Source organism: Roseiconus lacunae, from assembly GCF_008312935.1.
In the GTDB taxonomy this organism is placed as follows: domain Bacteria; phylum Planctomycetota; class Planctomycetia; order Pirellulales; family Pirellulaceae; genus Stieleria; species Stieleria lacunae.
In genome coordinates, this window is record NZ_VSZO01000014.1 from 105,505 (window position 1) to 127,287 (window position 21,783).

The 21,783-nt window shown below is 57.8% G+C and carries 2 protein-coding genes; one reads left to right on the forward strand and one right to left on the reverse strand.

Going from position 1 to position 21,783, the window contains the following annotated elements; all coding sequences use genetic code 11:
* Positions 1 to 74: 74 nt before the first annotated feature.
* Positions 75 to 18,968 carry a S8 family serine peptidase gene (locus tag FYC48_RS18800; protein WP_149498334.1) on the reverse strand — a complete coding sequence of 6,298 codons (18,894 nt, stop codon included), beginning with the start codon at positions 18,966 to 18,968 and terminating at the stop codon, positions 75 to 77.
* Between the two features lie 1,106 nt (positions 18,969 to 20,074).
* On the opposite strand from FYC48_RS18800, the gene FYC48_RS18805 reads away from it, so the two are divergent.
* Complete coding sequence (locus FYC48_RS18805) at positions 20,075 to 21,583, forward strand: hypothetical protein (RefSeq protein ID WP_149498335.1); 1,509 nt, start codon at positions 20,075 to 20,077, stop codon at positions 21,581 to 21,583.
* Positions 21,584 to 21,783 lie beyond the last annotated feature (200 nt).

Below are 21,783 nucleotides of genomic sequence, written 5' to 3' on the forward strand. Positions count from 1 at the left end.
GCAGCTTCAAGACGTGCGGTCCGTCGCACATCGCGATTGGCTTTCGTGCCGATTGTTACCTCGAAAGGTGTCTTTTAGAGGTCCAAAAGGTCATCCAAGTCCTCCGACAGGTCGCCCCATAACTCGTCAACGGAGTCACGGTGAGCGTCTGAGTTGCTTTCGCCGGCCAGCGAATTGACGTCAACACCGGCGGTCGTTTCGATTTCCATGCCGGCAGTCAGCAGGCTGTCGGCGACATCTGTCGCACTCAAGTCCTCCAGTTCGCTGTTTTGCGATGCGGCGGGCACAAAAGTGGTAGCGGTCGGAGGCAGGAAGTCGCTCGACGCGGCGGCAAAGTGCGTGGTCCCTGCCGCAGACACCAATTCGCCTTCGCCGCCGTTTGATTGACGAAGGGCCAGCGCGTTGATCACCGCCAGTGCGTCACCGGGGCTGACGATTCCGTCGCCGTTGACGTCATAGAAATCTGGCGGAGGCGTACCGATGTCGGAGACCGAGACGGCGCCGGCTCCGCCACCACGACGAGCGATCAAATTTATCACTCGCAGGGCGTCGATCGGTGAAATGAATCCGTCAGCGTTCACGTCCGCTTCCATACCCCCAATCGGGTTCTGGTACTGCGAACGATTCAGAGTCAACGTGACCGTGCGGTTCGCACTGACGTTGCCGTTGGAATCGATCACCCGGTAGACGAACGAATCGGTGTCGCCCACGTTGCCGGTTTCGTTGTTGTAAACGAACGTGCCGTCGGCGTTGATTTGCAACGTGCCCCGTGTCGGACCGCTTACGATTGGCAATTGAACCGAGATCGTGTCTCCGTCCGGATCGGAATCGTTGGCCAGGACACCTTGGGCGGGGTTGAGACGACGGAGCGTCGAACCGATCGGCAAGTTGTACTCGTCGTCTTGGCCGCGTGGGCTGTCTTCGACCGGGGTGACGACAAAGTCGAATCGGTCATTAACCCGAGCCTCGCCGTCGGTCGCTTCGATCTCGATTTCGACCGAGCCGAACTGATCCGGCTTCGGAGTGATCTTCAGCTCGCCGTTGCTGGTCGTGATCGATTCGATCAAAGGATGGTTGGCAATGTCATCGGCGGTCGGACGGATGATCGAGCCCAGCTTGGTGATCGTGTAGATCAACGGGTCGTTGTCGGGATCGGTAAAGACGTCACTGAGCTGGCGAATGATCTGATTGTCTTCTTCAACCGTCAGCGTTCCGAAGGTTCCGGTGACGATCGGAGAATCATTCTCATTGACAATCGTGATCGTGATGTCTGCCGTGGTGCTGACATCGCTGGTGTCTGTCGCGGTCACCGTCAACGTCACGACGCCATAGGCGAATGCCGGGCGAGTCAACGTCAGCGAGCTGCCGTCCAAGTTAACACTCACGATTGAGGGATCACTGCTGACGACCGAGTACTCGAGTGGATCGTTTTCCGGATCCGAGAACCATGTATTGAGCACAAACGGTGTCGACAACGCGTTCGGTTTCGCTTCGGGGAACGTGATCTCCATCACCGGGTTGTCGTTGTCATCCTTTTGCCCATCGACGCCTTCAAACTGAGGCGCGTCGTTTTCGCCACCGACGTCAATCGAGACCGTCCCGATTGACTCGGCACCTTCACTATCGGCGACGCGATAAGTAAACGAATCGGGCCCGCTGTACAGTCCAGGCGGTGTGTACAACAACGCTCCGTTGACGAAGCGAACTGTACCGCCACGTTCGGTGCTGATCGGCGTATCGAACTGGTCGGTCGGCAAGACCAACGTTTGGCTCGATGGCGGATCGATCTCGTTCTGTGGTCCCGGACGGTCATTGTCCAGGATGCCGACGATCGTTTGTCCGTCGCCACGCACTGCGATCGCAAGACTGGTGTCTTCGGTCGCGTTGTAGAAATCGGTGCGAGCGATCGGCGGATCGTTCACCGGAATCACGGTGATCGAAACGGTGCCTTGCTTGTCGGCCGTTCTAGCGGTTTGCAAGGTTCCCGGGACGTCGGCCACGGTGAAGTTAAACGTGTCCGGTGCGGCACCGTTGTAATCGACCGGTGGCGTATAGCGAACCGAGCGACCTCCCGGCAGGATCTCGAGGATTCCTCCCAGACTTGATACCGATTCTCCGCCGATGATGCTGGAAACCGATTGGAAGATCAGTGGTTGATCGAACTCGTTCATCGGACCGGCAACGTAGTACGGATCGATCAATTCTTCGGCAGTGAAGACGATCGGTTCATCTTCGTTGATCTGCACCGAAGTTTCGACGTCGGATACCGTCGCGAACGGTTGGTCGTTGACCGGGTTCACGTTGATCGTCACCGTCAACGGCGTTTGGCTGACCAGGTTCGCTTCCGGATTGGTCGGTTTCACGTCGGTCAAGCGAACGGTGAAGACTGCTTGGCCGTTGAATTCTGCCGCGGGGACGAATGTGAACGTTCCGTCGGCAGAGACATTCAATTGGCCGGCGACCTCCCCGTCGACCGTCAAAGTTCTCACCCCGGTGTCTTCGGAGTAGATCTCGACCAGATCACCGTCGGGATCGACGATGTTCTTAAGCAATCCGTCGTCGGCAACGCTTGACGTTGAACCACCATCGCGGTCCAAAGCCAGCAACGCTCCGTCTTCTTGGACATTGAACGTTCGTGTGGATTGATCACCGGTCAAGCTTGGCGCGGAGTCAGAAACCAACAGCAGGCGGTAATCTTCGACTTCGCCGCTGAGTGCCAAACCGTTCGGTCCCAAGCCGCCCTCACGCGAGATTCGGAACCGGGCATACGTTGCCGTCGCATTGTTTGGCGGCGTGGCAAACGCAGGAACCGTCACGTTGAAGGTTCGTTCGACCGGTTCACCGGTGTCGACGAACAATGCTTCGGATTCCGTTCCAACAATGATCTGCTCGCCCGGATCGTCCCAATCGCCATCGGCGTTGAAGTCAATCCAGCCTTGCAGGACACCGGTTCCTGAAACGGTCACGGTGATCGGTGTGATCAACGATTTGCTCAGGTTGCCGTTGGGGTTCAATTCACTTGTGAAGGAAACTCCGTCTTCGTCGTCAGAGAACACTCTCACGCGGTCTCCGCTGATTTGGACATCGGCGGGGGCCAATCCCGATTCGTTGATCGCATTGACGATCGCAGTCGTGATCGACGACAGTGAGGTCGGATCGAGCGGGGCGATCGCGAAATTCTCTTCGGAGAAGATTCCATCGGTGTCGAATTCGAGCGTGACTTCGCGATCGGCGATCGACAACGTGATCGTGTCGCCATCCCGGGTGGTCGCGTCGACCGTTTGCAGGACTTCGATGGCCGCAAAACCATCCTCGACCGACGTCGCGAACAACGCCCCTTGAGACGAGATGGTCACGATCAGGTCGTCACCGTCGGCCAAGCTGGTGACTTGGGCGTCTGGTTCGGCATCGACACGGGTTCCTAACACCAAGTCGGTGGTGATGACGTGTCGGGCACCGTCGCTGCTGAGCAAGCTGGAGTACAAGCCGGCGACAGAATCGCGTGGGTCGGGTGCGTCACCGTAATCCAGTCCGATGGTCGGCAGCAACAAGGTGAACTGCGTGGTGTTGTCTTCCCGATTGGCCGACAACAGGTTACCGCTAAGGTCTTTGATCGCCGGCAAGAAGAACGAATCGACAATGCCATCGATACGGCGTGCGTTCTCGATGAACAACGTTGCCCCGCCGCGATTGACCGCTTGGAGTGGCGAAGTGCCCGACAGTCGACTGATCGCCGCAAGGATTTCGCGGTTGATCTCTTCGGGACTGTCATTCGGTGCCAGCAAGATCGGATTGGCCCCTCCGGGAACTCCGGTCAGGATCAGCGAGGCAGCACTGGTGATGTCGACGGTCGTTCCGGCGACGTCGTTAAGTTCGACCAAGCCTTCCGGACTAACTTGCGGATCGACATCCAGTCCACCTGGGTTACTGCTGATCGCGGCGGCCAAGCTGTTGGCGACATCCAGCGGCGTGCTGTCGGGCAGGAATGGCACAGGGATGTGGCCTTGGCCGACACCGCCGCCGTTGACGACGGATTCGAATTCGTAGGTGACCGAGATTCCACCTTGGCTGATCGTCAACGATTCACCATCGCTGACAATGCCGCGACGGGTGCTCAGCGAGGTTCCCGAAGTATCGACCCGATCCGATTCGATTCGGCCCAGCGAGATCCGTCCCGTACCGGTGACCGATGCGGTGACCCCGGTCGTCGAACCATTGATCGCGGCGACCACAGCGGTCGTCAATGCCGCTTGATCGTCGAATTGCATGAAGGTGATTCGAGTGGCAAATGGATCGACCAAAATTCCATCGCTGTCGAATTCGAAGTTCACCGGAAGACCGTTGTCGTCGTAGATGATGAAGCTTTCGCCATCGGCCGGGGCGGTCAAAGGAACGCTCATCAGCAACGGCCCGAAGACTTCCAGGGTCGAGACCCCCGTGACGCCCGGCGAACCTTCCACGCGGAATTGGGTTCCGGCGACGTCGATTTCCAAGTTTTCGGTGCCACCGATTTGAACGATGCCCATTCCGACGGGGGCAACCAATTCGGAATCCAGGCCGACAATCGTTTGGGATTGGAGTGCGGTCGCGAAGATTTCCGCCATTTGATCGGCGGTCGTTTCGCGATTGATATTCAAAGCGATGTTACCGGCGGTCACACCGTCATCCATCGTTCCGCCAGTACCGTCGGGTTCGTCGGTCCGATTGATTTCGAATACAACGGGTGTTCCGGCGTCACTTGGGGTGATCGTGATCAGGTCTCCGTCGGCCGGGGTACGGCTGACGCCGACCGCCAGCAGACGACCGCTCGGTACCGAGGCGGATCCATCTTCGGGCAGTCCCAAGAAGATGATTCGTCCGTTCAATTCAGGTGTGACCCGCAGGGCGGTGCCTTCGATCGCCGCGATGATTGCTTCGGCCGTTTCTTGTGGGCCGAGAGCGGTTCCGCCGACTGCCGAGATATCGACACCGACGTTTCCGGCGGCGGCAGGCGTGGTCGCATCTTCGAACTGGAACGTCACCGTGTCGTCGCCGTCACTGATCGTGAATGTCTCGCCGACAATCACGCCGCCAATGTCCGAACCGGCCGGTGGGACTTCCAGACCGATCGTTCGCGGTTCGATCACCAAACCGCTGGTGCCGGCATCGACGACCGTGCCGGCTTCCGAACCGATCAGGATACGGCTGCCGACGGTGCGGACTTCGACGTCAAGGACGGTGTTCGGGTTATCGACCGCACCTTGAATCGCATCGCGAATGTTGTCCGCGATTTGGCTCAGGTAAGCCTCACGAGCGTTCGGGTTAATCGGTGTCGAGGCGGTTGGCAACGCAACTGGGATACTGCCCGGCACGGTGGTGCCGTTGGAATCGAGTTCGAAGACCAACCCGGCCAAGGTGAACACACCGCCGTCGATCAAGCCGCCCTGGTTGGTTCCCTGGGAGGGAACTTCCAAGGTCAACACTTCGGGCATGTTCAACAAGAATCCGGTTTCGAACTCAAAGATCACCGTTCCGCCGTTGGAATCGATGACCGAAATTTGATCGCCGTCGCCAACTTGATTGGCTTTCGGAGCGACCAAGACGGTCCGATCACGGTTATTGAGCTCGATACGATACGCGCGGTCGTCTCGCCAAACCCCGGCGAGGGCCTTCAAGGTGATGACGCCACGGGTTTCGTCAAAGCTGAACGTATAGTCGACGCCTTCTTGCAGCAGGCGATCGTTTTCAAACAGCGTGATGTTCGCCCCTGCGTTTCGCAGTCCTGGGATCGGCGGAACGATGACCGTCGTCGGATCAATGCCGCTACCGACGAACGGATTCGAATCATCGCCAAGGTCCTGGACCAAGACACGGAATTCGGTGAATGTGCCGTCCTCGCGATTGACGAACGTCAGAGCCGGGTCGGTGTCCGAACCGGCAAAATCGTTGTCCAGTGGCGTTTCCAAATTGGCGACCGGTCCGACGAAGTCCGCTCGGTCCAGGGCACCACGATCCTTGAAGACGTCGGCACCGATACCGGCCGGCGGAGCCATCGTCGGTTCGTCCGCACGAAGTTGGCCGGAGTGGTCACGAGCCGGGGCGGCGATTACCCGTGTCGGAATCCCGAGCTGGGAGTTCAAGGTGACCAAGTCAACCAGCGGATCGATCGAATTGACCGCACTGTCAATGATTCCGGAGTTTGCCGCCGGGGTGAAGCGTCCGGCTGCGCCGTCGGTCAACAGGTCGTCACCGATGAAGGTGATGAAGTTACCCGGTGATTGCCCCGGGGTGTTCGGCTGTCGAACGACGAAGTTAAAGTCAGAGTTACCACCGGCGACATTGCTAGGCCCGGTGCGGAAGTCTGTCGACAGGCTGGTGTCCTGGGCAAGGTTCGTGTTGACGAATCCGCCAAAGCCAACCCACCACGAGATGTCCGATCGAATCTGCGTGTTGCGATGATCGTCGTACTGGAACGTGTTTCCTGTCGCGACCACGCTGCCTTGCTTGACCGAAATGTCCGGGCTCAATTCGGTCACTCGACCGCCAAACCCGAAGACACTCGATTCCTCTTTGACCAAGCTTTGGTGAGCGTTGACGATGACGTTGTTCAACACCGTCGCACTCGATCCGCTTCCGACAAAGATGCCCTGCTCGGCAAGCAGTTGGTCCGATTCGCTGGCGAACGAAGTGTTGCCCAATCGGTCAATCGTCAAACCGGTGTTGTCGGGGCCAAGCTTCAGACCCTGGGCACGAGCTTCGGGGCTGATTTCAATCTTCGCGGCGTTTTCGATCAACACGTACAGTTCGGTCGTGCCTCGCGAATCGGTCAGTGTCCCGTTGGGAATGATGTTCGCCGTGCCGCCGCTTTCGCGACGGTCATGACCGAATCCAACCGGATAATCGACCGACCCAAAGATACCGTACGGTAGCTCTGTCGGATCAACGAAGGCACCGTTCTCACGGGTCATGTTGTTGATGCCGACGTTGTCGCCGTCGCTTCCGCCAAGGGCATGGGCGACCACGCGGGTGATCGGCCCGTCTTGTCCGTTTGGCCCGTTACCTACTTCGTGGTTCGGTAGTGCCGGGTTGTTCAAGAAACCGTTGATCGCGTTTGAGATCGCCCGCATGATATCGGGAACTCGGAATCCGTCGCCGCCGAGTTGTGCGTCCAGGATCGGCACGTTGATGTTACCGTTGCCCAAGACGACGACGTTTTGCCCCGACGTGAATTCGAACGTCACACGGTTGCCGTCGGCGTTCACGCCGGCATAGGCATCACCGGCCCGGGTCGGAATCAAGTAATCGGGGATCTGCGAAATCGTGAACGTGGTACCGACCAGCGTTTGCGCCGGTGGCGGACCCGCAGTTTGGCCGTTGATGTTACCGCTCAATTGTTCGGCACCGTACGGATCGATCGGGTGTTGGTCGAGCGAGAACACGAACGAACGTGGGGCAAGCACTTCGATGTTGATCTCGTAGTCGCCTTCGCCACCGGTTCCCGCCGTTCGCTCGGCCAAGCTCTTCGCTTCGTAGGCTTCGTTGCCGACGCTGCTGACACCGACGTAGTAGGTGTCCTTTTTGAGTGCGGTGAAATCGACGAACTGATCTCGACCGTTGTCAACGTCGGTCAGCGGCGTAGCGGCGTAGCTGGAATAACCAGGGTTCAAGTGATCGGCGAGCTGCCCGGTCGTTCCGACAAAGACTTCGACGCCCGATGAATCAAAGACTCGCAAGTGAGTCGATGGATCGGTATCGGCGGCGGTGTCGATGTCAACGATCAGGCGATCACCGACACCGAGTTCGACCTTGAAGAAGTCGACATCTTGATCGGCGGTTAGGAAGTTTTGGTTGTCGCCAATCGTGCCCGTCGAGGTGTACGCGCCACGGTGGCTGACTTCCAACTTCGTATCGACCGCATTGAAGATCGTGTCGTTCGGTTCGTCCGCGGCCGACTCGATCGCCGGCGAAAGCGAACCGTCTTCCAGGATCGCACCTTCGGTGCCGTCGCTGCCGCGGATCGTATTGTTGACCAGCTTCGCGAGCGGTTGTGGCGCTTCGGCGATCGGCATCATCGGTGCCGGTGCGTTCGTCGCCAGCCCCGTCGTATCATCGTAGACCGTTTCAATTTCGGCTTCGTCGGGGAAGTAGGCCAAACGATTCAAGTTCAGCATCGAGGTCCGTCCGGAGCCGACCTGTTTTTGGAATGCTTGGGACGCGTACAAGCCGGTAACACCTTCCAGATAAATCGCCGGCGTCGCGTAATCAAGGAAATTCGGATCGATGAACTGCGGACGTGGCTGGATCAGCGTGTCGTCTTCGGATTGCTGCTGTGGAATACCGGTGTAGGTCAATGATGGGCCGAGTGTCGGACGCACCAATTCGACCAAACCGTTGGTCACCAGAATGCTACCTTGGATCGATTCGTAGATCGAAAGCATGATCTCATGGTAGGTCGATCCGATGTTTCGAACCGGGTCGGGAAGACTTGGGTTATAGGTCGTTGAACCCGCACCAAGTCGATAGTAAACCGGGACGTGACCGTCGACAAAACCATCGCCACCGACGACGCCGCTACCGCCCAAATTGGTTGGGACACCGCCAACTTCTTCGAACTCGAAGACGACCCGTGTGCCACCCGCATCAAGTGCGAACGTGAATCCGTCGGGAATCATGATGTCACCCGGCGAATTAACGACCGTGTTTCCGCTGGCGTAAATCAGCATCAGGTCGTTCCATTCCAGAACGAACGCACGCGTCTCACCATCTGACTTGATCGCCGTGTAACCGGCGCGATCGATGATGTTGTTCTGGGCGACGATGCCCGGCATGATTCCGCCTGCGACACTGTCGTTAAGTTCTGGGAAGTTGATTACACCGCCCAGGGCCGAATTGCCGACCGGTGGCATCCGAATGTAATTCGTTCCGGCCGGATCGGTGACTTCGTTGCGAACATCTTCAGGGTCCGTACCACGTTGTCCCGGATCACTCCAGATACCAATCGCGCGAACTTCGGTGATGGTGTTGTTTTCGATGATCACCTGACCTTGGGTTCGGACGGTGTTGAAATCACCGGTACCGGTTTGGTAGATCGCCGAAAGAACCAAGTGCCCGTTGGCCGACGTTGGCAACGGTCCCGACGGTGCATCGGAAACGCGTTCAATGCTGTTGAAGTTGCCGACCGCGTTGCCGTGCAACGCGATTCGAGCATCGGTCGGCAGCATGTCACTGCTGGTTGTACCGACGAAGTCCCAATCGCCTGGCACGGTCGACGCACGCAAGTTCAGCGAGCCTTGAACGACATCCGAATTGATCACATCGATCAGAATGCGTGCCATCTCGACTTCGCTCGCGCCAATGCTAAACGGCACGGGGATGTTGCCAAAGGAAACCGTCGAATCGGTGGTGAATTCAAACGTCAGCGACTGACGTCCGTCGCTTAGACGGAACGTGCTACCTTCGCTCACTTGATCAGCCGCCGGGGCGATCAAGGTCAACGCGTTGGCGTGTCGTTCGTTGGTGTCAAACGAATCGGTCAGCTTGATTTCGGTGCGTCCGGAATCAAAGAAGGCATAGTCGCTCAGTCCCCCGATCGTCAGATCCAGGCGGTTGCCAATGTCCGCGGCGCTGTCCAAGCGATCGTACGAAACAGAAACTGCCGTTGGATCGAGCTTCGCCGGATCTTGCATCGATGCCATGCTCGGAACGAATTGGAATCGCAATGCTTCGTCCAATCCCGTTACCGTGTTCAAGATGTCGATCTCGAACGTCTCGTAGGGCTTGATGCTGCTACCCGGTCGCAATTGAAGATACAGCGTTTCCACGGTTCGCGGTGCGGCGGCGAGTGCGCGATCGATGTAGAAACCGCCTTCAAGCGATTCGGTGTATTCGGTGCCGGGACGGACTTCGAGTTGGTAGTGGCCGGTCAAGCCGCCGGTCGCCGGAGTGAATTCGGCGACTGCGAATGACGCGCCGTTGACCAACTCACCACGTTCGGCGAATCCGACGATGAAGTTGTCGAGGTACAGACCTTCCGCGGAAGCGTTCATGTCGGTTTCATAGATGAACTCGATCACGATGTCCGTGTTACCGGCGAACTGATCCAAATCGATAATCGCTTGATTCCAAAGCCCGACGTATTCGAGGCTGTTCAAGTCAATGTCCAGTTCAACCGGTGTCGGTTGTTCGGCGCTGTGGGCCTGGACGGTGATCTGGTCGGTATTCGCCTTGTCGACAAAGAAGTCGAAGTAGAACCGTGGCATGTCTGCGGCGGAATAGCCGGTCAGATCAAACGGCGTCGCGCTAAGCACCCCGGTTTCTTCACTTCGGTCGAAGAAGTAAGACTCGTTACCGATCAAGCCGGAGGGCAGTGCGGCCAACGCACCGGCGGCGTTCAAACGAGCACCCGTGATCGATGATCCGAGCAAACCTGGAATCGAATCGGCGCCGATCATTAAGGCGTTCTTGAGATCGACGGTCGTCGCGGTCGGGCTGTAACCGGCCAGAAGTGCGGCGACACCGGCGACGTGCGGGCTGGCCATCGACGTCCCGCTGTTGTAGACGTAAGTGCCACCCAATCCGAGGCTTAGGATTTCGTCACCAGGGGCCGATAGGTCGACGTTGCCGGCACCGAAATTCGAGAAGTCTGCCAGGACGTCGTTGTCATCGGTCGCCGAAACCGAAACGATTCCGGGAACTGGATACGACGCCGGATAGGTCGGCAATTGGTCGATGTTTAGGCTGTCGTTGCCCGCCGAGGTGACGAACAAGATGCCTTCGTTGGTGTGGGCCTGGATCGCGGCTTGGGCCGCAAAGCTCGGGAAAAAACCGCCATAGCTGTTGTTACTGACCGCGACGTTGATTCCATGGTCGCGACGCATCATCGTCGCGTAATCAATCGCTTCGACGATACCGGCCGAGGAACACGTGATGTCGCAAACTCGTAGCGGCATCACTTTCGTGTTCCAGCTGACCCCGCTGACACCGATTCCGTTGTTGCCAGTCGCGGCAACGGTACCGGCAACGTGCGTGCCGTGTCCGTTGCTATCCGATGGATCGACGTCGCCATCGAGGGCGTCGATCCCGTTGACGTCATCGATGTAGCCATTGTTATCGTTGTCGATTCCGTCACCGGGGATTTCACCCGGGTTGGTCCAAAGGTTGTCAACGATGTCGGGGTGAGTCATCTCCAGGCCGGAGTCGATAACCGCGACGACGACTTGATCCGATCCGGTGAACGTATCCCAAGCCTCCGGTAGATCGATATCGGCATCCGGGGTTCCGAACGATTGCCCCGTGTTGTTGTAGTGCCACTGGCTACCGAACTGCGGGTCGTCAGGGATCGCGTCGAGTTCGACCAGGAAGTCCGGTTCCGCGTACAGGATGTTGTCTTCCTGGAACAGGTCCGCCACCATCGCGGGAATGTCCGCACCGGCAGGCGTGGATGCGACCATGCCGTTGAAGGTTTGGAATTCTTTTTGAACTTGCAATCCATAGCGAGACAGAATCGCATTCTTTGATTGTTGCGAGACACCGTCGTTGAACGCCAAGATCAGTTTGTCTGGCGTGTAGTCGGTGCCGGACTGCAGGTTGTGGTAGGGATCGCCGTTGTAGTTCCCTTCGCCGTTGTCTTCGAGTCCGGAAGTCAACGCGGCCTTCGTCATCGCGAGGCTGAGTTGGCTGTTGAACGTTGATACTTCAGCGGCCGGCACGACGACTTCGGAAGTCGAGAACGTTTCGATCGGCCGGTGTCCGATGTCAAGGTCACGATTGGTTGTGACCGACCAGCCGCCCGTCGCGGTGTCGACGAAGTCTTGATAGACGGGAGCTTCCGCGGTGCCGCCACCGCTGGTTTCGATGCGATCGTCAAAGATCCGTACGGTCGAATCAATCGGTGCACGGCGGACATAGTCGGAATCTAACTCGACGGGGGTTCGGCTGCTTTCGGTGATCGCGATGAAGTAACTTCCCGCGGGCAGCGAAACCGGACCGATCAACGGATCTTGGGTACTGATCGAACCTCGCTCGAGCAACTCACCGATCAGTTCGGTCGACAACGGACTCGATTGATCATCAAGGACGTTGCTGTTTTCACCGAACAGGACCAAGCGAGCTTGGTTCGGGTTGGCCGTCGGCGAGTAGAACACGCTGATGTTGGTGTCCGGTCGATCGAAGCCCGCCGCGAAGTCGATGTCGAAGACCGTCGATCGACGTGACGCACCCATCATGCCTTCGCGGTCGATGTCGATTTGATAGAAGTCAATATCGTCGATGCTTGACAACTGACCGCCGACGCTGATCGTACCGGTCTTGCTATCGATCAGGTCGCCCAGGTTCTGTGGCCGCGAATTGAGCACTTGAGGATCAAACGCGTCGAACCCGCCATAGAATCCACCGGTCAGTTCGCCGTTGTCGGCGTAAAGATCGGTTGGATAGTTCGGCTCGCCTTCGATACCCAGACCACCGGTCGGGAGGACAAATAGGTCTTCGATAAGCTCGTGCCCTTCTTCGCTGAGCATATCCGCAGATTCGTTTTCCTGCGCCTCACCGATCAGCGGCGAACTACCCGGCAACCCTTGGACGTGAACCCCGTGGTTGGCATAGCGAATGTCCGCGTAGCGAACGACGCTACCGGGGTATTCTTGAGCTTCTTGAAGTCGTAGCTGGAACGTGTAGGCACCGGTGGTCGAACCGCCGGCGATGTCGTCGGGGTCAACCGATGACGCACGAACCCGGATGAAGTAGTTGCTGCGAGTGCCTACGACACCCGGCAACGTGATTCGCATCCCGGCATCACGCAAGTTCGTTGATTCGACGTCATAGTATTCGCCGTTGACCCATCGCGCGGTCCGTGGGTCTTCGCCTTCACCGAGTGGGTCTACCAAGACGTCGTTTTCGAACACATCCAATTCGGATGGGTTGTCGATTTCGTTGAAGCTGTCGTCCGATCGAGCGATCACGTTTCCTGCATCGTCGATCACTTCCAGCACACTATCGAGTCCCAGCGACGTGCGATCAACGTCGATCCACACTTGCGTTCCTGCGGTCGCATTGAAGGTGTACGTGTCGATATCGCCTTCGGCACCGATGAAGCCTTGGACTTCGAAACCGAGACGCGCGACGTCGTCGCTGGCGGTCAAACGTTCGGCCAACTCGCCGAGGACCTGGGCGTTCTCGACCGAGGCGTTGCGTCCGGGAGGGGCAGCGGTAGACAGTTCTTGTTCGACGACAACCGCGGTGTTGCGATCATTACTTAGACCATCGAACAGCAAACTTCGCCAGTCATTACCGGCGGGGCGACTACCCGCACCGTCGCCGTTGGTATCTGTTTGCGCGGTCCCGTCGGGTTTGCGACCCGCACCGACCGAATCATCAAAGAGGCTGGTCAGGATCACCGGGGCGCCCGGCAGGCCGAGTACATGGACGGTTCCGCCAATACGATCGGCGACGTCACCGGTCGATCCGGTTGCCGTGATTCCGGTTCCGGCGGTATCGCTGTTGGGCGTGCCTTCACCGACAAACTTGACCACCAAGCTTTCGTCAGGACGGCTCTTCAGCGTCAGTCCGCTTCCGGAAATCGAATTGCCGACGATGACCGACGAGTACAGAACGTGGGTGATGTCGGTGTCGTCCCAAACACTCCCGCCGGCAAGTTCACCACCGCGGATTCGCAACCCATTCAACTGTCGGGTTCCGAACTCATCGCTGGCGACACTGTCGGTCGTATTACCGCGTACCAGCGGGCCGACGTTGTCGTCGTAGCCCACCAAACGATCGATCGCACCGGTTTGACGACCCGCATCAAGGTTCAGCTGATCGGTCATCGAGGCGAGGTCGATGTCGATGATCGAACCGTAGTTGTCGATGAACTGGTTGTCCGCAAGGACCGGTTCGGTGAACCGAGCGTAAATGGTCGACGGGGTGATCGCCAAGCGACCGTTCCGTCCGATCGGACCCGAGCCGTCTTGGCCGTGATCGTTGTATTCGAATCGCGAGTTCGTCACACGGGCATCGGCTTGCTGTAACTCCAACGCGGCGAAGCCACGGCTTTGGCCACCTTCGATCAAACTGACGCCACCGCCGTAGGCAACGATCGCATGATCCAAGCTGACGTTTGCCGTTGGGCTGGCATAGATTCCCGACCAGTCACCGCGGCTGGGATCCGTGCCACCGCCGGGGGTTCCCGAGTCATCGTTGGTGTCAAACGATCCGCCGGCACCAAAACGGTCGTCCAGCGAACTGGTGAAGACAACGTTCTGGCCCCGCACACCTTCGGCGATCAGGTTCGTGCCATGTCCCAGTTCGATACGAGCCCCGCGGAACTTGATCACCGTATTGGGGTCGATGACCAACGATCCGTTCAGCCGTCCGCGAACCCCTTCGCGATTGAGATCCAAAATGGCACCGCCGTCGACCGATCCGTTGTCAACGAACGTTGTTTGTGAACGATTCAGTTCCGCGATCAGGTGATACTCGCCCGTTCCCGGGTCGAGTCGATAGACACGTCGGCTGACGTAATCCGAATCGTCTTGAATCAGCGGTAAGTTCAAGAATTGAACCGTGCGAGCACCGGCGCCGATGTTGATCGATGCGGTCGGGTCGCTTGGCAAGGATTCAAATCCGGAACTATCGACAAAGGTCATGCGATAGTCATAGGTTCCGTCGGCAAGTGTTCCCCCGCCGACAGTGTTGAGCGTCGCCGAGGAGACGCTTGGTTTGAAGCCGTCCTGGATCGGTCCGCCGGGCTGACCGGCAATGATGATGTTTTCGGCGACGTAGTGAACCACATCGACATCATCGATGTGTGCCGAAACGGTCAGCGGCTGGGCCGCCTGGCCGAAGCCCGGCACGGTGCGAATGAACAGACCGTTGATACTGTTGTCGACGATCAGGTTTTGGCGAATGTCCGGACCGATGCGACTGTAATCGGCCGTGAATGCTCCGGCCTGTTGGAATCGTGGCGCTTGGAAACGGGTTTCCAAGAACGCGTCTGGCGACGCGCTCATCGCCGCACCGGCGTTGTTCGTAATTTCGTTGAACGTGATCGTCGGACGAAGGTCCACGATCTGGATCGGATTGACTGTTTGTTGGATCGAATTGATCAGGATGTTGCTGCCACCGCCGTAGCGGATGTCGGCGTGGTTGACGACTTGCAAAAAGATGCCTTCGTCTTCCAGGTTCGCTCGGCCTTCGCTGGCATCGAGGTCGTTGCGGAAGATCAAACCGCCCCAGTTGCCGTCGGCAGGCAAGGGACTGTTCCCCGACGCAGCCGAATCCACCGCGCGATCACGGGTGCTGGTGAAGACAACGTTACCGCTGACGTCCAGATCGACCAAGCCGCTATCACCGGACCCGGGAGCCCCGGGATCACCGACCTCCAACAAACGCGGCGTACCCAAAACTTGCAGTGCCCCGCCGCTGCGATCGGACAACAGGTTGTTGCTACCCACGCTGATCGTCGACGACCGCAGCTTAAACGCCGCCCCGGCATCGATCATCGTCGTCACGCCCTTGGGAACGTTCATGTGACGGCCGTCTTCAAGCGTCGCACCGCCGATTTCCGACAAACCGATTTTGTATGAGAAGTTGTCTGCGACCGTGCTGGGGTCATTGTCTTGACCTCCGTTGCCAACGATCCGCACGATGTCGCCTGGCAGTGCCGCATCAAACGCACCGGTCCCACCGACGCCCGAGATGTCACGGAACGGTTGGTCGGTGCTACCGTCAGAAACGACGCTCGCCACCTTGTCGACGAACAGGGTTCGTCCGAGTGCTTCGACGCCTTGGAAGACATTGCTAAATTTCAGCGATCGCTCGCCGGTCAACGTCACATGTGCCGGAGCCAGTGGGTCGGACGGATTGCTTTGAACCGTCGCGGTGACGTTCAGCACACCCAGGTTGGCGTTGATCGCCGAAGCCAAGCTTGACGCGAGGTTCGAAATACTGCTCAGCCCGCTATATCGGACCGCGACATTACCCGGTTGCGGGTTGCTTCCGATCGGAACGAATTCAAATTTGCGGCTCGCGCCGTTGGCACCGGTGACGGTCATCGTTTGACCGGCGACCACACCTGTTCCGTCCGAAACGACCTCTAGGATTCGATCAAGCGGGCGGGTTTGGAACCAGAAATTGTGGACCCCCGACGGCGTCCCATCCAAGTCGCCATCGATGGCGGTGCCGGGAACACCGACACGATCAGAATCACGGTCACGGATCACGTCGGTTTGACTGACCTGAGGTTCGAACTTGACCAACAGTTCGTAGTCGCCCTGGGTCGTTCCACCGTAACCGCTGCCCGAGAGTGCGGGATCGTAGCTGTCGTTACCACTGGCAGCGACGCCGATGTAGTAGACGCCGTTTTCCAGTTGTGCCGTCAGCAGCGAATCATTGCTAAAGTAATCATCGTTTCGAGTCAGCGCGACGGTCCCACCGTCGGACAATCGGATCGGCGAAAACGCACTCGCAGGAACATCGATAACTTGTGCGTTGAGTTCGCCTTCTACGATGGCGGCTTCAAACAACGAACTTGCAAAAGCGTCGTTATTGATCGCGTCGATAATCTGGCCCACGGTCAGCGACGAAACACTCGGCCCGCGACGCGGCAAGTCCACGCGTACCGCATTTTCTACCAACGTGCCGTTGGATGCGACGATGCGATCAACACGAATGTCGACGTCACCGATGACGCGATCGGTTTGAATGAATTCGATCCTGGACCGGTTGCCGAGTTCACCCGGCAGTTGCGAATCAAAACGCACCAACAAGTCCGAACCGAGACCGAAATCGGACGTGGCGGTCGCCGAAACGTCCTGGAACAAGGTCAACGAAGTATCTAGCAAGCTCGAATCGGGAAGCCGTTCGGCAAACGATTCGACGGTCAACGTACCAAATTCTCGGCCCGCATCGAGGGCGACCTCGAAACGATACAAATCGACGTCGATGCTGTCGGCGCGATGCAACAGTTCGCCGTGCATCACGTCCAAACGACCGGGGAAGACCGGCTCATCGCCTTCGAGCGAGTTCGGAAGCGGCTCGCCGATCGTCTGCGCGTCGATCTGCGAATTGATCTTCTGCTGGACCGCCGACTGACTTGGGATAAACGGATCGGTCGGCGCAACGAAGGTGCCGGGATTAATCGTCGCGTTCAAGAAATCGGGATCGAGCGCCATCAAGGTCTGCTCGGTCACGTCGGCTGATTCGTCGAGACCTAAGATCAACCCAATCGAGGCCATCGCTTTTCGGAAAAAGTCCTCGCCGTAATTCAAGTCAAACTGGACTTGGTTGCTGAAGACAATCGCCGGATTTTCAAAGGTCGGATCGACGCGAACGTCCGCATCCAAAACGGGAACGTTGCGGATCACACCTTCGTCGACCGCGTCGAGTTCACCTAACGAACCGAGCGCGATCGTCAAACCACTGTCCGCCGTTTCGCGGAATTGGACTCCGATGTAATTCGCCCACAATGACAATGCTTCGCGAACACGCGTCTTTTGAATCTCGGTGATGTTGTTCACCTGCGCCGGCAGACCGGTTCCGGTGCCGCCCGCGAAAACGCTTTGGAAGTTGTAGTTAATCTCCGTGACGCCATCGGTCACGTCCGGACCGAAACGTTCGTTGATCGCGCCCACGACGGCCGCGTCGGCGCGGCCCGGGTCGGTCAATGCGCCCGGCAACTGAACATTGTAAGGCTGCGGATCGATCGATTCGTTGATCGTGATGCTCGATAGCAACTGATTGCCGTCTTGCCCAAAAACACCGATGTCGAGTGCCGTCGTCAGCGTGTCGCCGGCGGCGGTCATATGCAAGAACGTTCCCGCGACCGTCGATGGCACTTGAAGCGCGCCGCCGCTGCCGGCGATCCCATCAAGCCCGAACGAAACCGACATGATAGCGTCGACTTCGGGAGTATTGCGTGCCGCGTCTCGAAGCTGCGAGACCGTGACTGCCGCACCACCCAGGTCATAGACAACCGCTCCGGTGTTGGCATCGAGTGCGACCGTCAACCCACCGCTACCAGAGTCGGTGAACTGGATCGCCCGACTACCGCCGGATTCGCCGAACACTTTCGACGCGAAGCTGATTTCTAAACCGGATGCGACACCCAGGTTACTACTGACGCGTGGGACGACGTTCAGTTCGGTCGGGGTAACGACGAGGTCTTCGACTTGGTCGACTGCCGTACCGACGCGCAGCCGGAACGTGCCGCCTTCGAGCGGGACGCCAGGCAAGGCGTTCAAGTCGTCGGCAAAGATCAATCGAGCGACGTTGGTTTCCGCGTCGTAGATCACGCGATCGGGTTGATAGAACACATCGTCCGTCGTGCGAACGGTTTCTTGCGTCAGCAACAATTGATAGAAACGAGGATTCTCTGCCGAGCGTTCGGTCGGCTGCCCCGTTGCCGGATCGTTTTCGACGAACAGTTCATCGTCGTTGAAGTAGACCAAGATTTCGTCACGACGTTGCTCCAACGATCGATCGCTCATCCGCACGACCGGTTGTGGCACGACCGCCTCGACACGCGCCCCCAGACGCAGTTCGAATTGGATGTGCTCGGAATTCCCAAGCCCGTCGCGGGACGTCAAAAACTCGCCTTGCAAGTTGCGCAGTCCAACGATCGGCCCTTCCGCTCGATTGGGTGCGTCATAACCGAAGACATCGATACGGTAACGATCGTCGGGAAGCGAATCGGCGAAACGAACCACCACTTCGTTGTCTGCCAATGCACCCAGTGAAACCGAACCCGGCTGAATCACGACGTCGTCCGCAGTATCAAACTGTTCGTCCGGGCCGGCGCGACGAATTTGGATCGCATCGAGCGTGTTCGGATCGATCTGTTGATTTTCGTCAAACCGGAATGTCAACGAACGTGGCGAGGTGTCGCGCACCGTTCCGTCAACGATCAGTTCACCCTCGTTGGGCTGGATCCCGATCAACTGCGGACCGGCAAGCAGTTGCCGTTGCTCGAGTGATTCCAGCAGATGCCGACGTCGCATATCGCGAGACTTCGACCCGCGACGGGAACGTGATTTTTCCGAACCGCGGCCGGAACTAGCTGGCAGACCGTGTTGAGACTCGGTGTTGTCCGCGGAAGGGCGATTGGACGGCGAGTTCTTTCGCTGACGCGAAGTCATAGAGCAGACCTTCATGGGGGCCCAACTGTCCTCTGGAAGTCAATTTCCGGCGACAGGTTGGCTGGTAGGGGTGGACAATCGTTTTGAACGTGACGGGTTCCGGTGAAGAATTCCGTCAGTAAATAAGGCAATTCTTGACAAGTCACCTCCCATTCCTGCGGTCAGGGCCGAGAGGCGAGTGCCGAGTATAGTTCGACCGAAATTACCCGCAAATTTTTGCGAGCGTTCCTAGCCGATCACCCGTCACGAGGGTTCCGGTCGTGAGGGCAACTTCGTCGAGCTGAACCGATGGATACTCTCCTGTGGGGTGTCTTCACACGGTTCCACAGGGCTGGTATTCAGCGGATGACGCGGTCATGGCGCGGCTTAACGTCGACTTTGGACGATCAATTGATTCCAAAGTTCCGCACATTCGCCCCTTCTAATCGCTTCAATCAAACCACACGGTCGCTCAAACCCGTTTTGCCGACCGCCAACCCTCGAACGACCGAGGGTCAACGCTCATTTGACAGCATGCACCACCCGCTGGCATTTGGATGCCCTGCTCTGTCGGTAAACCCTCAACTTTTACCGGAACGCTCGAAGGTCGATTCGGTTTCGAAAGGTGTCCCGGTTGTAGGTCGAGTCGCGTACAATGGTCCGAGTTTGACTAACCAAAACATTTGCAATTCCCCCGCAACCGGAGGGGAAAAGCTTGACCCCGTGGCGGACCACCCCTTAAATTAGACAATTAGTCTTGAATCAGCGGCGTTTGGCAAACGGGTCATACGCCTAGTCCGGCAAATCGGTCGCAATCTCACTTCGTCGGGACAGCGTGACTTTGCTATGGTCGCTCAAATCGCAGGGCGACTGAAAATGCGAGGTGACATTGTCGTGCGTGGTGGTATTGTCAGGACATTGTTTGTCAGGGCACTGTTTTTGTTTGGATCGGTACTTTCGCGTCACCTGCCAATCGCAGCGAGGCACTTATGAAAAGCGATGTTGAAAATGCTCAGTCACAGACTGTTTTTCGCCTCACCGGCCAGGTCCGTCGACGGCTTTGGGTCGCGTCGATGATCGAAGGCGGCTCGTTCGGACTACTCGGCGGATCAGCGCTCGCGTTGGTCGTTGCCTTGATTCAACCTTGGGTCTTAGAGCAAGCCTCGTGGCAAACCCCGCTATGGATCGTTGCCATCGGCGGCATTGTCGGTTTAGTCGTCGGGGCAATGCGCAGCCGTAGCGATACCGCTGCCGCACGGTTGATCGACGAACATTTTGGACTCAAAGACCGCTCGGTGACCAGTTTGGAATTCATTCGCTCGAAACAGCAGAATGATCCCGGCAAGCGATTACAACTCGAAGAAGCACACCGGCACCTCGAACAAGTTGACGCCAAGTCGTGTGTTGCGCTGCGACCTTGGAATCAATCGATGCGTTGGGCGACCGGCTTGGTCGCGGCGGCCTTGTGCATCGCGATCATTTCAAGTGGCAACGCTCCCGAAGCTGATGCAAAAAACGTGCTTCCGCTTGCGAGCGAACAGTCCACGGACCTACGGCAAACGATGCTGCCCGAGCTTGAAGAGCTCGCCAAGGAAACCGAAGACCCTGAAATCGAAAAGCTTCTCGAAGAACTCAAGGAGAAGGTCGATGAGATGGAAGAGGACGCGTTCGAAGAAAGCGACTTGATGGCGACGCTATCAGAGATGGAACAGGCGTTGGCCGAGGCGCGTGACGCACTGAAGATTGAGATGACCAGCGAAATGATGAATGCGTTGGCCGCAGCAATGAAGCCTTCAAGCGAAATGCAACAAGCCGCCAAGGCAATGGAGTCGGAAGATTACGAAAAAGCGAGCGAAGAGCTAAAAGCAATCGATCCGTCGAAGATCGGTGACAAGCAACGCCGCGCCGTGGCCGACAACTTGAAGAAGATGACCGCTAAGTTGAATCCCGGCCAAATTGGCGAGCTGAGCGACTCGATCAAAGAGCTCGCCGAAGGCCTCGATAGCAAGAACATGTCGGAGTGCAAAAAATGTCTCTCCAAACTGTCCAGCGAATGCAAGAAAGCAGGTCAGTGTAAAAAGATGGGGCAATGCATGGCTTGTCAGTTGAATCGGCTTTCCCAGTGCAAAGGCCAATGCCGTGGAAATTGCCAAAGCAACATCGCGAAGAAGTCTAATTCGCCGAGCCAGAAAGCAGGCCAGGCTTCGAGCGGACAACCGACCGGAGACAACGCGACGAACCTCGCTAGCAACCGCCGGGAAGAACAGCTCAAAGGCGTCCAGGGTGAAGGACCGAGCGAAACGGAAGTCATGCAAGCTCCCGAAGGCGAGCAAGCTGCCGCTCGAGCTTACAAAGGTAAGTACGACCAGTTTCGTCGCGAAGCCGAAGCGGTCCTCGATAACGAACCGCTCCCCATGGGTGTCCGCGAAACTGTTCGAACTTACTTCGAATCGATTCGCCCTAGCAGCGAAAGCGAGATGACCGACGCGGCTCTCTAAATCTCGAAGGGGGCTCCGTCTAGATCACAATCTGGGACAGGCTCACCAACCGACAGCGTTAGCCGCGGTTATCGCACCGAAACCGTGGCTAACGCCATGCGGCTAATCCTAATATCAGATGCTGACGAAGCACAAGTGAATAACGAACAGCGTGGTTGCGACGCGGTCACCACGCTCTGGCAAACGTGATCATCATTGCG

Coding starts and splice junctions, on each gene's coding strand:
- FYC48_RS18800 (WP_149498334.1), bottom strand. CDS start 18,968: ATGCGACGTCGGCATCTGCTGGAATCACTCGAGCAACGGCAACTGCTT.
- FYC48_RS18805 (WP_149498335.1), top strand. CDS start 20,075: ATGAAAAGCGATGTTGAAAATGCTCAGTCACAGACTGTTTTTCGCCTC.